The following is a 14,247-nucleotide window of genomic DNA, read 5'->3' as shown; positions in this document are numbered from 1 at the left end:
CGACAGGCTGATGGCTGGTGGCTCTTGCCACCGGCCTTTTTCCGTTATTGGCAGCCGACTGGGTCGGTGCCGATAAAGGCGCTGTAACCACCCGATGCGGTGGCGCAAACCATGGGGTTTGCACGATTTTCTGGCTGCTCCCGTCGGGAGGGGCCAAACAAGCAGGTGACCAAGCTGGGGAACGCTGATGGCTTACTCATATACTGAGAAAAAACGTATCCGCAAGGACTTTAGCAAGTTGCCGGACGTCATGGATGTGCCTTACCTCCTGGCCATCCAGCTGGATTCGTATCGTGAATTCTTGCAAGCGGGAGCGACTAAAGATCAGTTCCGCGACGTGGGCCTGCATGCGGCCTTCAAATCCGTTTTCCCGATCATCAGCTACTCCGGCAATGCTGCGCTGGAGTACGTCGGTTATCGCCTGGGCGAACCGGCATTTGATGTCAAAGAATGCGTATTGCGCGGTGTAACTTTCGCCGTACCTTTGCGGGTAAAAGTGCGCCTGATCATTTTCGACAAAGAATCGTCGAACAAAGCGATCAAGGACATCAAAGAGCAAGAAGTCTACATGGGTGAAATCCCCCTGATGACTGAGAACGGTACCTTCGTAATCAACGGTACCGAGCGTGTTATCGTTTCCCAGCTGCACCGTTCCCCGGGCGTGTTCTTCGACCACGACCGCGGCAAGACGCACAGCTCCGGCAAACTGCTGTACTCGGCTCGCATCATTCCTTACCGCGGTTCGTGGCTGGACTTCGAGTTCGACCCGAAAGACTGCGTCTTCGTGCGTATCGACCGTCGTCGCAAGCTGCCGGCTTCGGTACTGCTGCGCGCACTCGGTTACACCACTGAAGAAGTGCTGGACGCGTTCTACACCACCAACGTATTCCACCTGAGCGGCGAAACCCTCAGCCTGGAACTGGTGCCATCGCGCCTGCGTGGTGAAGTTGCGGTTCTGGACATCCAGGACGAGAAGGGCAAGGTCATCGTTGAGCAGGGCCGCCGTATTACCGCGCGCCACATCAACCAGATCGAAAAAGCCGGTATCAAGACGCTGGATGTGCCACTGGATTACGTCCTCGGCCGCACCACCGCCAAGGCTATCGTGCACCCGGCCACTGGCGAAATCCTGGCTGAATGCAACACCGAGCTGAACACTGAAGTCCTGGCAAAAATCGCCAAGGCTCAGGTCGTTCGCATCGAGACCCTGTACACCAACGACATCGACTGCGGTCCGTTCGTCTCCGACACGCTGAAGATCGACTCCACCAGCAACCAATTGGAAGCGCTGGTCGAGATCTATCGCATGATGCGTCCAGGCGAGCCGCCAACCAAGGACGCTGCCGAGACCCTGTTCAACAACCTGTTCTTCAGCCCTGAGCGCTATGACCTGTCTGCGGTCGGCCGGATGAAGTTCAACCGTCGTATCGGTCGTACCGAGATCGAAGGTTCGGGCGTGCTGTGCAAGGAAGACATCGTCGCGGTACTGAAGACTCTGGTCGACATCCGTAACGGTAAAGGCATCGTCGATGACATCGACCACCTGGGTAACCGTCGTGTTCGCTGCGTAGGCGAAATGGCCGAGAACCAGTTCCGCGTTGGCCTGGTACGTGTTGAGCGTGCGGTCAAAGAGCGTCTGTCGATGGCTGAAAGCGAAGGCCTGATGCCGCAAGACCTGATCAACGCCAAGCCAGTGGCTGCGGCGGTGAAAGAGTTCTTCGGTTCCAGCCAGCTCTCGCAGTTCATGGACCAGAACAACCCGCTGTCCGAGATCACCCACAAGCGTCGTGTCTCCGCACTCGGCCCTGGTGGTCTGACTCGTGAGCGCGCAGGCTTCGAAGTCCGTGACGTACACCCGACTCACTACGGTCGTGTCTGCCCGATTGAAACGCCGGAAGGTCCGAACATCGGTCTGATCAACTCGCTGGCTGCGTACGCTCGCACCAACCAGTACGGCTTCCTGGAAAGCCCGTACCGCGTGGTGAAAGAGGGCGTGGTGACCGACGAGATCGTGTTCCTGTCCGCTATCGAAGAAGCCGATCACGTGATCGCGCAGGCTTCGGCGACCATGAACGAGCAGAAAGTCCTGATCGACGAACTGGTAGCCGTACGTCACCTGAACGAATTCACCGTCAAGGCGCCGGAAGACGTCACCTTGATGGACGTTTCGCCGAAGCAGGTTGTGTCGGTTGCAGCGTCGCTGATCCCGTTCCTCGAGCACGACGACGCCAACCGTGCGTTGATGGGTTCGAACATGCAGCGTCAAGCTGTACCGACCCTGCGCGCTGACAAGCCGCTGGTAGGTACCGGCATGGAGCGTAACGTAGCCCGTGACTCCGGCGTTTGCGTCGTGGCTCGTCGTGGTGGCGTGATCGATTCCGTCGACGCCAGCCGTATCGTGGTTCGTGTTGCCGATGACGAAGTTGAAACCGGTGAAGCCGGTGTCGACATCTACAACCTGACCAAATACACCCGCTCGAACCAGAACACTTGCATCAACCAGCGTCCGCTGGTGCGTAAAGGTGATCGCGTTCAGCGTAGCGACATCATGGCCGACGGCCCGTCCACCGACATGGGTGAACTGGCGCTGGGTCAGAACATGCGCATCGCGTTCATGGCATGGAACGGCTTCAACTTCGAAGACTCCATCTGCCTGTCCGAGCGTGTGGTTCAGGAAGACCGCTTCACCACGATCCACATTCAGGAACTGACCTGTGTGGCTCGTGACACCAAGCTTGGCCCAGAGGAAATCACTGCGGACATCCCGAACGTGGGTGAAGCTGCACTGAACAAGCTGGACGAAGCCGGTATCGTTTACGTAGGTGCTGAAGTAGGCGCAGGCGACATCCTGGTCGGCAAGGTCACTCCGAAAGGCGAGACCCAGCTGACTCCGGAAGAAAAACTGCTGCGTGCAATCTTCGGTGAAAAAGCCAGCGACGTTAAAGACACCTCCCTGCGCGTGCCAACCGGCACCAAAGGTACTGTCATTGACGTACAGGTCTTCACCCGTGACGGCGTTGAGCGTGATGCTCGTGCACTGTCGATCGAGAAGTCCCAGCTGGACGAGATCCGCAAGGATCTGAACGAAGAGTTCCGCATCGTTGAAGGCGCGACTTTCGAACGTCTGCGTTCCGCTCTGGTAGGCCACAAGGCCGAAGGCGGCGCCGGCCTGAAGAAAGGTCAGGACATCACCGACGAAGTACTCGACGGTCTTGAGCACGGCCAGTGGTTCAAACTGCGCATGGCTGAAGATGCGCTGAACGAGCAGCTCGAGAAGGCTCAGGCCTACATCGTTGATCGTCGCCGTCTGCTGGACGACAAGTTCGAAGACAAGAAGCGCAAACTGCAGCAGGGCGATGACCTGGCTCCAGGCGTGCTGAAAATCGTCAAGGTTTACCTGGCAATCCGTCGCCGCATCCAGCCGGGCGACAAGATGGCCGGTCGTCACGGTAACAAGGGTGTGGTCTCCGTGATCATGCCGGTTGAAGACATGCCGCACGATGCCAATGGCACCCCGGTCGACGTGGTCCTCAACCCGCTGGGCGTACCTTCGCGTATGAACGTTGGTCAGATTCTCGAAACCCACCTGGGCCTCGCGGCCAAAGGTCTGGGCGAGAAGATCAACCGGATGGTCGAAGAGCAGCGTAAAGTGGCTGAGCTGCGCACCTTCCTGGACGAGATCTACAACCAGATCGGCGGTCGTAACGAAGACCTGGACAGCTTCTCCGATCAGGAAATCCTCGATCTGGCGAACAACCTGCGTGGCGGCGTTCCAATGGCCACTCCAGTGTTCGACGGCGCCAAGGAAAGCGAAATCAAGGCCATGCTGAAACTGGCAGACCTGCCGGAAAGCGGCCAGATGCAGCTGACCGACGGCCGTACCGGCAACAAGTTCGAGCGTCCAGTTACCGTTGGCTACATGTACATGCTGAAGCTGAACCACTTGGTAGACGACAAGATGCACGCGCGTTCTACCGGTTCTTACAGCCTGGTTACCCAGCAGCCGCTGGGTGGTAAGGCGCAGTTCGGTGGTCAGCGTTTCGGGGAGATGGAGGTCTGGGCACTGGAAGCATACGGTGCTGCTTACACTCTGCAAGAAATGCTCACAGTGAAGTCGGACGATGTGAACGGCCGTACCAAGATGTACAAGAACATCGTGGATGGCGATCACCGTATGGAGCCGGGCATGCCCGAGTCCTTCAACGTGTTGATCAAGGAAATTCGTTCCCTCGGCATCGATATCGATCTGGAAACCGAATAACACGTGACGCGAATCGAGAGCGGGGCAGGATTGCCCGCTCTCTGCTCCGCCAGGAGGAAAGGCCTTGAAAGACCTACTGAATTTGCTGAAAAACCAGGGTCAAGTCGAAGAGTTCGACGCCATCCGTATCGGATTGGCCTCGCCGGAGATGATCCGTTCGTGGTCGTTCGGTGAAGTTAAAAAGCCGGAAACCATCAACTACCGTACGTTCAAACCTGAGCGTGACGGTCTGTTCTGCGCCAAGATCTTTGGCCCGGTAAAGGATTACGAGTGCCTGTGCGGTAAGTACAAGCGCTTGAAGCACCGTGGTGTGATCTGCGAGAAGTGCGGCGTTGAAGTTGCACTGGCCAAGGTTCGTCGTGAGCGCATGGCGCACATCGAACTGGCTTCGCCGGTTGCCCACATCTGGTTCCTGAAATCGCTGCCGTCCCGTATCGGCTTGCTGATGGACATGACCCTGCGTGATATCGAACGCGTTCTCTACTTCGAGAGCTATGTCGTTATCGATCCAGGCATGACCACCCTTGAAAAAGGTCAGCTGCTGAACGACGAGCAGTATTTCGAAGCGCTGGAAGAGTTCGGTGACGATTTCGACGCCCGCATGGGTGCCGAAGCTGTCCGTGAACTGCTGCACGCTATCGACCTGGAACACGAGATTGGCCGTCTGCGCGAAGAGATTCCGCAAACCAACTCGGAAACCAAGATCAAGAAGCTGTCCAAGCGTCTGAAGTTGATGGAAGCCTTCCAGGGTTCCGGCAACCTGCCAGAGTGGATGGTGCTGACCGTTCTGCCGGTTCTGCCGCCAGATCTGCGTCCACTGGTCCCGCTGGATGGCGGTCGTTTCGCCACTTCCGACCTCAACGATCTGTATCGTCGAGTGATCAACCGTAACAACCGTTTGAAGCGCCTGCTGGATCTGTCCGCTCCGGACATCATCGTGCGCAACGAAAAGCGTATGTTGCAGGAAGCGGTCGATGCGCTGCTCGACAACGGTCGTCGTGGCCGCGCTATCACAGGTTCCAACAAGCGTCCTCTGAAATCCCTGGCTGACATGATCAAGGGTAAGCAAGGTCGTTTCCGTCAGAACTTGCTCGGTAAGCGTGTTGACTACTCCGGTCGTTCGGTTATTACCGTAGGCCCGACTCTGCGTCTGCATCAGTGCGGTCTGCCGAAGAAGATGGCTCTCGAGCTGTTCAAACCGTTCATTTTCGGCAAGCTGGAAATGCGTGGTCTCGCGACCACCATCAAAGCGGCCAAGAAAATGGTCGAGCGCGAGCTGCCAGAGGTTTGGGACGTTCTCGCTGAAGTGATTCGCGAACACCCGGTTCTTCTCAACCGTGCACCGACCCTTCACCGTCTGGGTATCCAGGCGTTTGAACCGGTACTGATCGAAGGTAAGGCTATCCAGCTGCACCCTCTGGTCTGTGCTGCGTACAACGCCGACTTCGACGGTGACCAAATGGCCGTGCACGTACCGCTGACACTGGAAGCCCAGTTGGAAGCGCGTGCGTTGATGATGTCGACCAACAACATCCTGTCGCCAGCCAACGGTGAGCCAATCATCGTTCCGTCGCAGGACGTTGTATTGGGTCTGTACTACATGACTCGTGAAGCGATCAACGCCAAGGGCGAAGGTCGTGTGTTCGCGGATCTGCAGGAAGTCGACCGTGTATTCCGTGCCGGCGAAGCCGCGCTGCATGCCAAGGTCAAGGTTCGTATCAACGAAACCGTCAACGATCGTGACGGCAACAGCGTGAGCGGTACCCGTATCGTCGACACCACCGTCGGCCGTGCGCTGCTGTTCCAGGTTGTGCCAAAAGGTCTGTCGTTCGACGTCGTCAACCTGCCGATGAAGAAGAAGGCGATCTCCAAGCTGATCAACCAGTGCTACCGCGTGGTTGGTCTGAAAGAGACCGTGATCTTCGCTGACCAGTTGATGTACACCGGTTTCGCTTACTCGACCATCTCCGGCGTTTCCATCGGTGTTAACGACTTCGTTATCCCGGACGAAAAAGCCCGCATCATCGGTGCAGCCACCGACGAAGTGAAAGAGATCGAGAGCCAGTACGCCTCCGGCCTGGTAACCCAGGGCGAGAAGTACAACAAAGTGATCGACCTCTGGTCGAAAGCGAACGATGAAGTTTCCAAGGCGATGATGGCCAACCTCTCGAAAGAGAAAGTCATCGACCGTCACGGCGACGAAGTCGACCAAGAGTCTTTCAACTCGATGTACATGATGGCCGACTCGGGTGCGCGGGGTTCCGCAGCACAGATTCGTCAGCTGGCCGGTATGCGTGGTCTGATGGCCAAGCCGGACGGCTCCATCATTGAAACGCCGATTACTGCGAACTTCCGTGAAGGTCTGAGCGTACTTCAGTACTTCATCTCGACTCACGGTGCTCGTAAAGGTCTGGCGGATACCGCGTTGAAAACTGCGAACTCCGGTTACCTGACTCGTCGTCTGGTAGACGTGGCGCAGGATCTGGTAGTGACCGAGATCGATTGCGGCACCGAACACGGTCTGCTGATGACTCCGCACATTGAAGGCGGTGACGTTGTAGAGCCGTTGGGTGAGCGCGTATTGGGTCGTGTGATTGCCCGTGACGTGTTCAAGCCAGGTACCGAGGACGTTATCGTTCCTGCCGGCACTCTGGTTGACGAGAAGTGGGTCGAGTTCATCGAGCTGAACAGCATCGACGAAGTGATCGTGCGTTCGCCGATCAGCTGCGAAACCCGCTATGGCATTTGCGCCAAGTGCTACGGCCGTGATCTGGCTCGTGGTCACCAGGTGAACATCGGTGAAGCGGTCGGCGTTATCGCTGCCCAGTCCATCGGTGAGCCGGGTACCCAGCTGACCATGCGTACGTTCCACATTGGTGGTGCGGCAAGCCGTACTTCCGCAGCTGACAGCGTTCAGGTGAAGAATGGCGGTACTGTCCGTCTGCACAACCTCAAGCACGTTGAGCGAGTGGATGGCCACCTGGTTGCTGTGTCCCGTTCCGGTGAGCTGGCAATCGCGGATGACTTCGGTCGTGAGCGTGAGCGTTACAAGCTGCCGTACGGTGCTGTGATTTCGGTCAAGGAAGGTGACAAGGTCGACGCTGGCGCCATCGTGGCCAAGTGGGATCCGCACACTCACCCGATCGTTACCGAAATGAAAGGTACCGTGACCTACGTGGGCATGGAAGAAGGCATCACGATCAAGCGTCAGACTGACGAATTGACCGGTATGACCAACATTGAAGTTCTCGACGCGAAAGATCGTCCAGCTGCCGGTAAGGAAATCCGTCCAGCAGTGAAGATGGTCGACGACAACGGCAAGGATCTGTTGCTGCCAGGCACTGACGTTATCGCTCAGTACTTCCTGCCAGCCAACGCCCTGGTCGGTGTGGCTGACGGTGCGAAGATTGCGATCGGTGACGTTATCGCTCGTATCCCGCAGGAAACTTCGAAGACCCGTGACATCACCGGTGGTCTGCCGCGTGTTGCCGACCTGTTCGAAGCCCGTCGTCCGAAAGAAGCGTCGATTCTTGCTGAAGTCAGCGGCACCATCGCGTTCGGTAAAGAGACCAAGGGCAAGCGCCGTCTGGTCATTACCCCGAACGACGGTAGCGATCCGTACGAAGAGCTGATTCCGAAGTGGCGTCACCTGAACGTCTTCGAAGGCGAACAGGTAAACCGCGGCGAAGTTATCTCCGACGGTCCAAGCGATCCGCACGACATCCTGCGTCTGCTGGGTGTGAGCGCGCTGGCCAAGTACATCGTCAACGAGATCCAGGACGTTTACCGTCTGCAAGGCGTGAAGATCAACGACAAGCACATCGAGACCATCCTGCGTCAGATGCTGCGTAAAGTTGAGATTTCCGAGTCCGGCGATTCCAGCTTCATCAAGGGCGACCAGATGGAACTGACTCACGTTCTGGTAGAGAACGAGCGTCTGAGCACGGAAGACAAGTTTGTCTCCAAGTTCACTCGCGTGCTGCTGGGTATCACCAAGGCGTCGTTGTCCACCGAATCGTTCATCTCGGCGGCTTCCTTCCAGGAAACCACCCGCGTACTGACCGAAGCGGCAGTCACCGGCAAGCGCGATTACCTGCGCGGCCTGAAAGAAAACGTAGTCGTGGGTCGTCTGATCCCGGCCGGTACCGGTCTTGCCTATCACAGCGAGCGCAAGCGTCGCCGTGATGCCGACAAGCCGTTGCGCGTAAGCGCCAGTGAAGTGGAAGCTGCACTGACCGAAGCGCTGAACTCGAGCGGTAACTGAGTTCTGCGATAAACGAGCGTGAGGCCCTGATCGCTCCGTTCGTCGAATCGAGACATTTAGTCGAGGTTCGACGGGCGGGGAGGTCGGGGCCTTGCCTTGACTGGAATCAAGATCCTCTTTAGACTCTTGATCCCCTAAATTTGGCGGGAATTCGTTCCTGCCATTTTGCTTTTCTTGCAAGACAATAGCGTCGCAAGACAACAGTGGAGCTAGTAGATGGCAACTATCAACCAGCTGGTACGTCAGCCGCGTAAGCGTATCGTCGAGAAATCCGACGTACCTGCGCTGCAGAACTGCCCGCAACGTCGTGGCGTGTGCACCCGTGTGTACACCACCACGCCGAAAAAACCTAACTCGGCACTGCGTAAAGTATGCCGTGTGCGTCTGACCAACGGTTTCGAGGTTTCCTCGTACATCGGCGGTGAAGGCCACAACCTGCAAGAGCACAGCGTGGTACTGATCCGCGGCGGTCGTGTAAAAGACTTGCCAGGTGTTCGTTACCACACCGTTCGCGGCTCCTTGGATACTTCCGGCGTTAAAGGCCGTAACCAGGGTCGTTCGAAGTACGGTACCAAGCGTCCGAAGTAATCGGCCGTTTTGCAGATTTTTATTTTATTGAGTCGATAAGAGTAAGGTCGGGCACGCATCCTCTGGATCTGTCCCGAGCTAACCTGAAGACCGCTTGAGGGCTTATCATGCCAAGACGTCGCGTAGCAGCAAAGCGTGAGATTCTGGACGATCCGAAATACGGAAGCCAGATCCTCGCCAAATTCATGAACCACGTTATGGAAAGCGGCAAGAAAGCCGTTGCCGAGCGTATCGTTTATGGTGCCCTGGAAACCGTTGCGGCCCGTAAGGCTGGCACCGATCCCCTGGAACTCTTCGAAAAAGCACTCGACGCCATCGCTCCGCTGGTCGAAGTGAAGTCGCGCCGCGTTGGTGGTGCTACTTATCAGGTTCCGGTCGAGGTTCGTCCTTCCCGTCGTAACGCTCTGGCAATGCGCTGGTTGGTAGACTTCGCCCGTAAGCGCGGCGAGAAGTCTATGGCTCTGCGTTTGGCTGGCGAACTGCTGGATGCTGCTGAAGGTAAAGGTGCTGCTGTTAAGAAGCGTGAAGACGTGCACCGTATGGCCGAAGCTAACAAAGCTTTCTCGCACTACCGCTTCTAATTTTAGCTTCACTAATTTTGCGAGGGCTTTATGGCTCGTACTACTCCGATTAGCCGCTACCGTAACATCGGTATCGTTGCTCACGTGGATGCTGGTAAAACCACCACCACCGAGCGCGTACTGTTTTACACCGGCAAAAGTCACAAAATGGGCGAGGTGCATGATGGCGCCGCGACCACAGACTGGATGGTTCAGGAGCAGGAGCGTGGTATTACCATTACTTCTGCTGCCATTACCGCCTTCTGGAAAGGTTCCGAGAAGCAGTACTCTCACGAGCACCGTTTCAACGTAATCGATACCCCGGGCCACGTTGACTTCACCATTGAAGTTGAGCGTTCCCTGCGCGTACTCGACGGCGCTGTCGTGGTGTTCTGCGGTACTTCGGGTGTTGAGCCGCAGTCGGAAACCGTATGGCGTCAAGCCAACAAATACGGCGTTCCACGTCTTGTTTACGTAAACAAGATGGACCGTGCCGGCGCCAACTTCCTGCGCGTGATCGGTCAGATCAAGCAGCGTCTGGGTCACACTCCGGTGCCGATCCAGTTGGCCATCGGTTCCGAAGACAACTTCCAGGGTCAGATCGATCTGATCAACATGCAAGCTGTCTACTGGAACGACTCCGACAAAGGTATGGTCCCTGTTCGCAAGGACATTCCTGCCGAGCTGCAAGAGCTGGCTGAAGAGTGGCGCAACAACATGGTTGAGGCTGCTGCCGAAGCCAACGAAGAGCTGATGAACAAGTACCTGGAAGGCGAAGAGCTGTCGATCGAAGAGATCAAGGCTGCTTTGCGTCAGCGTACTATCGCCGGCGAAATCGTTCTGGCTGTTTGCGGTTCTTCGTTCAAGAACAAGGGTGTTCCCCTGGTTCTCGACGCCGTTATCGACTACCTGCCTGCTCCGACCGACATTCCTGCTATCAAGGGTTCCAACCCTGATAACGAGGAAGAAGAGATGGAGCGTCATGCAGACGACAACGAGCCTTTCGCGGCTCTGGCGTTCAAGATCGCTACCGACCCATTCGTGGGTACTCTGACCTTCGTCCGTGTTTACTCGGGCGTGTTGAACTCCGGCGACGGCGTGATCAACTCGGTCAAAGGCAAGAAAGAGCGCGTGGGTCGTATGGTGCAAATGCACGCAAACGCCCGTGAAGAGATCAAGGAAGTACGCGCTGGCGACATCGCGGCCCTGATCGGCATGAAGGACGTCACCACTGGTGAAACCCTCTGCAACGCTGACAAGCCAATCATCCTGGTTCGCATGGACTTCCCGGAGCCGGTTATTTCGGTTGCCGTAGAGCCTAAGACCAAGGATGACCAGGAAAAAATGGGTATCGCTCTGGGCAAGCTCGCTCAGGAAGACCCGTCTTTCCGCGTTAAAACTGATGAAGAGACTGGTCAGACGATCATCTCCGGCATGGGCGAGCTGCACCTGGACATCCTGGTTGACCGGATGCGCCGTGAGTTCAACGTCGAAGCCAACATCGGCAAGCCTCAGGTTTCGTATCGTGAGCGCATCACGAAGAACTGTGAAATCGAAGGCAAGTTCGTTCGTCAGTCCGGTGGTCGCGGCCAGTTCGGTCACTGCTGGATCCGTTTTGCTCCTGCTGACGAAGGTCAGGAAGGTCTGCAATTCGTGAACGAAGTTGTAGGTGGTGTGGTTCCTAAGGAATACATCCCGGCTATCCAGAAGGGTATCGAAGAGCAGATGAAGAACGGCGTAGTTGCCGGCTATCCGCTGATCGGCCTGAAGGCTACCGTGTTCGATGGTTCTTACCACGACGTCGACTCCAACGAGATGGCGTTCAAGGTGGCTGCTTCCATGGCGACCAAGCAACTGGCCCAGAAGGGCGGTGGTGAGTTGCTCGAGCCGATCATGGCGGTAGAGGTTGTTACGCCTGAAGACTATATGGGTGACGTGATGGGCGACCTTAACCGTCGTCGCGGCATGATCCAGGGTATGGAAGACACAGTGTCCGGCAAGGTTATCCGTGCCGAAGTTCCACTGGGTGAGATGTTCGGTTATGCGACCGACGTTCGTTCCATGTCCCAGGGTCGCGCAAGCTACTCTATGGAATTCAAAAAATACGATACGGCTCCGTCGCACATCGTCGAATCCGTAACCAAAAAACAAGGCTGATTCAGCCCCTTTAGGCTAGGAGTTAATTGTCGTGGCTAAAGAAAAATTTGATCGTTCCCTACCGCACGTCAACGTTGGCACCATTGGTCACGTTGACCACGGTAAAACCACTCTGACTGCTGCTCTGACTCGCGTCTGCTCCGAAGTTTTCGGTTCGGCCGTCGTTGAATTCGACAAGATCGACAGCGCACCAGAAGAAAAAGCTCGCGGTATCACCATCAACACCGCTCACGTTGAGTACAACTCGACTATTCGTCACTACGCTCACGTTGACTGCCCAGGTCACGCTGACTACGTGAAGAACATGATCACCGGTGCTGCCCAGATGGACGGCGCGATCCTGGTTTGCTCGGCCGCTGATGGTCCGATGCCACAAACCCGTGAGCACATCCTGCTGTCCCGTCAGGTAGGCGTTCCGTACATCGTGGTTTTCCTGAACAAGGCTGACCTGGTAGACGACGCTGAGCTGCTGGAACTGGTTGAGATGGAAGTTCGTGACCTGCTGTCGACCTACGACTTCCCAGGCGACGACACTCCGATCATCATCGGTTCGGCTCGTATGGCGCTGGAAGGCAAAGACGACAACGAAATGGGCACCACTGCCGTTCGTAAGCTGGTTGAAACTCTGGATACCTACATCCCAGAACCAGTTCGTATGATCGACAAGCCGTTCCTGATGCCAATCGAAGACGTATTCTCGATCTCCGGTCGCGGTACTGTTGTGACTGGTCGTATCGAGCGCGGTATCGTTCGCGTTCAGGACGCTCTGGAAATCGTTGGTCTGCGTGACACCACCACCACCACCTGCACCGGTGTTGAGATGTTCCGCAAGCTGCTCGACGAAGGTCGTGCTGGCGAGAACTGTGGCGTTCTGCTGCGTGGTACCAAGCGTGACGACGTTGAGCGTGGCCAGGTTCTGGTCAAGCCAGGTTCGGTCAAGCCGCACACCAAGTTCACTGCAGAAGTTTACGTTCTGAGCAAGGAAGAAGGCGGTCGTCACACTCCGTTCTTCAAAGGCTACCGTCCACAGTTCTACTTCCGTACTACTGACGTGACTGGTAACTGCGAGCTGCCAGAAGGCGTTGAAATGGTAATGCCAGGTGACAACATTCAGATGACTGTTACCCTGATCAAAACCATCGCGATGGAAGACGGTCTGCGTTTCGCTATCCGTGAAGGCGGTCGTACCGTCGGCGCTGGCGTCGTAGCCAAAATCATCGAGTAAGGCTTTTAAAGTCAGCTTGATGGATTGAAAAAGCCCCCGCTCAGCGGGGGCTTTTTTATTGGGTTGACACCTATCGGGGGCGTCTATAGAATTGCGCCTCCTTTTAACGGGCGTATTGCGCCCGGTGGGAATAGCAGCCGGAGTCTGAAATCCAATGCAAAATCAGCAAATCCGTATCAGGTTGAAGGCTTTTGACCATCGCCTGATCGACCAATCAACCCAGGAAATCGTGGAAACCGCGAAACGTACTGGTGCTCAAGTGCGTGGTCCAATTCCACTGCCTACCCGTAAAGAGCGGTTCACCGTTCTGGTTTCCCCGCACGTCAACAAAGACGCGCGTGACCAGTACGAGATCCGCACTCATAAGCGTGTTCTGGACATCGTCCAGCCAACGGATAAAACCGTTGATGCGCTGATGAAGCTTGATCTTGCGGCCGGTGTGGAAGTGCAGATCAGCCTCGGCTAAGACTCGGTCTTGGTCGTGTAACGCTCTGAAATGGGCGGCCATAGCGGGTGAAAGCCCCGTACACTCATGAGGTTTACAACATGACTATTGGTGTAGTCGGTCGTAAATGCGGTATGACCCGTATTTTCACCGAAGAAGGTGTCTCCATTCCGGTCACGGTCATTGAGATCGAGCCGAATCGCGTCACCCAGTTCAAAACTGAAGAGACCGATGGCTATCGTGCAGTGCAAGTCACTGTCGGCGAGCGTCGCGCTTCGCGTGTAACAGCAGCTCAGGCTGGCCACTTCGCTAAAGCGAACGTAGCCGCTGGTCGCACCACCATGGAATTCCGTCTTGAAGAAGGCGAGTACCAGGCTGGCGATCTGATCAACGCTGAAATCTTCGCCGCTGGTCAACTGGTTGATGTAACCGGTCAGTCCAAGGGTAAAGGCTTCCAGGGTACGATCAAGCGTTGGAATTTCCGCGGGCAAGATAACACCCACGGTAACTCCGTATCCCACCGCGTCCCAGGCTCTATCGGCCAGTGCCAGACTCCTGGTCGTGTATTCAAGGGCAAAAAAATGTCCGGTCATATGGGCGCTGAGCGCGTGACCGTGCAGTCCCTGGAAGTAGTGCGCGTGGACGCTGAACGCAATCTGTTGTTGGTCAAGGGTGCTGTTCCTGGCGCTACTGGCGGCAACCTGGTTGTACGTCCAGCAGCCAAGGCTCGCGGTTAAGGGGAAGCTG

General features: G+C 56.4%; 8 protein-coding genes. All 8 read left to right on the top strand.

Annotated elements, in window-relative coordinates; translation table 11 throughout:
* Positions 1–187: 187 nt before the first annotated feature.
* Complete coding sequence (rpoB, locus tag LIS66_RS24095) at positions 188–4,261, top strand: DNA-directed RNA polymerase subunit beta (RefSeq protein ID WP_016772939.1); 4,074 nt, start codon at positions 188–190, stop codon at positions 4,259–4,261.
* A gap of 64 nt (positions 4,262–4,325) precedes the next feature.
* Positions 4,326–8,525, top strand: a complete 4,200-nt coding sequence (rpoC, locus tag LIS66_RS24090) for a DNA-directed RNA polymerase subunit beta' (protein ID WP_042610656.1) — start codon at positions 4,326–4,328, stop codon at positions 8,523–8,525.
* Positions 8,526–8,741: 216 nt separating this feature from the next.
* Positions 8,742–9,113, top strand: coding sequence for a 30S ribosomal protein S12 (gene rpsL, locus LIS66_RS24085; RefSeq protein WP_003186084.1), 372 nt, complete (start codon positions 8,742–8,744; stop codon positions 9,111–9,113).
* Between the two features lie 107 nt (positions 9,114–9,220).
* Entirely contained in the window at positions 9,221–9,694 is a 474-nt protein-coding gene (rpsG, locus tag LIS66_RS24080; RefSeq protein WP_016772941.1) for a 30S ribosomal protein S7, read from the top strand.
* A 30-nt stretch (positions 9,695–9,724) separates the two neighbouring features.
* On the top strand, positions 9,725–11,830 hold the full coding sequence (gene fusA, locus LIS66_RS24075; protein ID WP_016772942.1) for an elongation factor G: 2,106 nt from the start codon (positions 9,725–9,727) through the stop codon (positions 11,828–11,830).
* 31 nt (positions 11,831–11,861) lie between these two features.
* Positions 11,862–13,055 (top strand): elongation factor Tu, encoded by a 1,194-nt coding sequence (gene tuf / locus LIS66_RS24070; protein ID WP_024014521.1) that lies wholly within the window; start codon positions 11,862–11,864, stop codon positions 13,053–13,055.
* Positions 13,056–13,209: 154 nt separating this feature from the next.
* A complete protein-coding gene (rpsJ, locus tag LIS66_RS24065) occupies positions 13,210–13,521 on the top strand; it encodes a 30S ribosomal protein S10 (protein ID WP_003186070.1) in 312 nt (103 codons plus the stop codon).
* Between the two features lie 80 nt (positions 13,522–13,601).
* Positions 13,602–14,237, top strand: coding sequence for a 50S ribosomal protein L3 (gene rplC / locus LIS66_RS24060; protein WP_003228738.1), 636 nt, complete (start codon positions 13,602–13,604; stop codon positions 14,235–14,237).
* Positions 14,238–14,247: the final 10 nt, after the last annotated feature.

Origin of the sequence: Pseudomonas sp. HN2 (assembly GCF_020736465.1) — a bacterium.
Classification (GTDB): domain Bacteria; phylum Pseudomonadota; class Gammaproteobacteria; order Pseudomonadales; family Pseudomonadaceae; genus Aquipseudomonas; species Aquipseudomonas moraviensis_A.
This window is presented reverse-complemented; position numbering and strand designations above follow the sequence as displayed.

Bases quoted from the DNA above. Each gene is read 5' to 3' on its own strand.
- rplC (WP_003228738.1), top strand. From the start codon at position 13,602: ATGACTATTGGTGTAGTCGGTCGTAAATGCGGTATGACCCGTATTTTC.
- rpsJ (WP_003186070.1), top strand. From the start codon at position 13,210: ATGCAAAATCAGCAAATCCGTATCAGGTTGAAGGCTTTTGACCATCGC.
- fusA (WP_016772942.1), top strand. From the start codon at position 9,725: ATGGCTCGTACTACTCCGATTAGCCGCTACCGTAACATCGGTATCGTT.
- rpsG (WP_016772941.1), top strand. From the start codon at position 9,221: ATGCCAAGACGTCGCGTAGCAGCAAAGCGTGAGATTCTGGACGATCCG.
- rpoB (WP_016772939.1), top strand. From the start codon at position 188: ATGGCTTACTCATATACTGAGAAAAAACGTATCCGCAAGGACTTTAGC.
- rpsL (WP_003186084.1), top strand. From the start codon at position 8,742: ATGGCAACTATCAACCAGCTGGTACGTCAGCCGCGTAAGCGTATCGTC.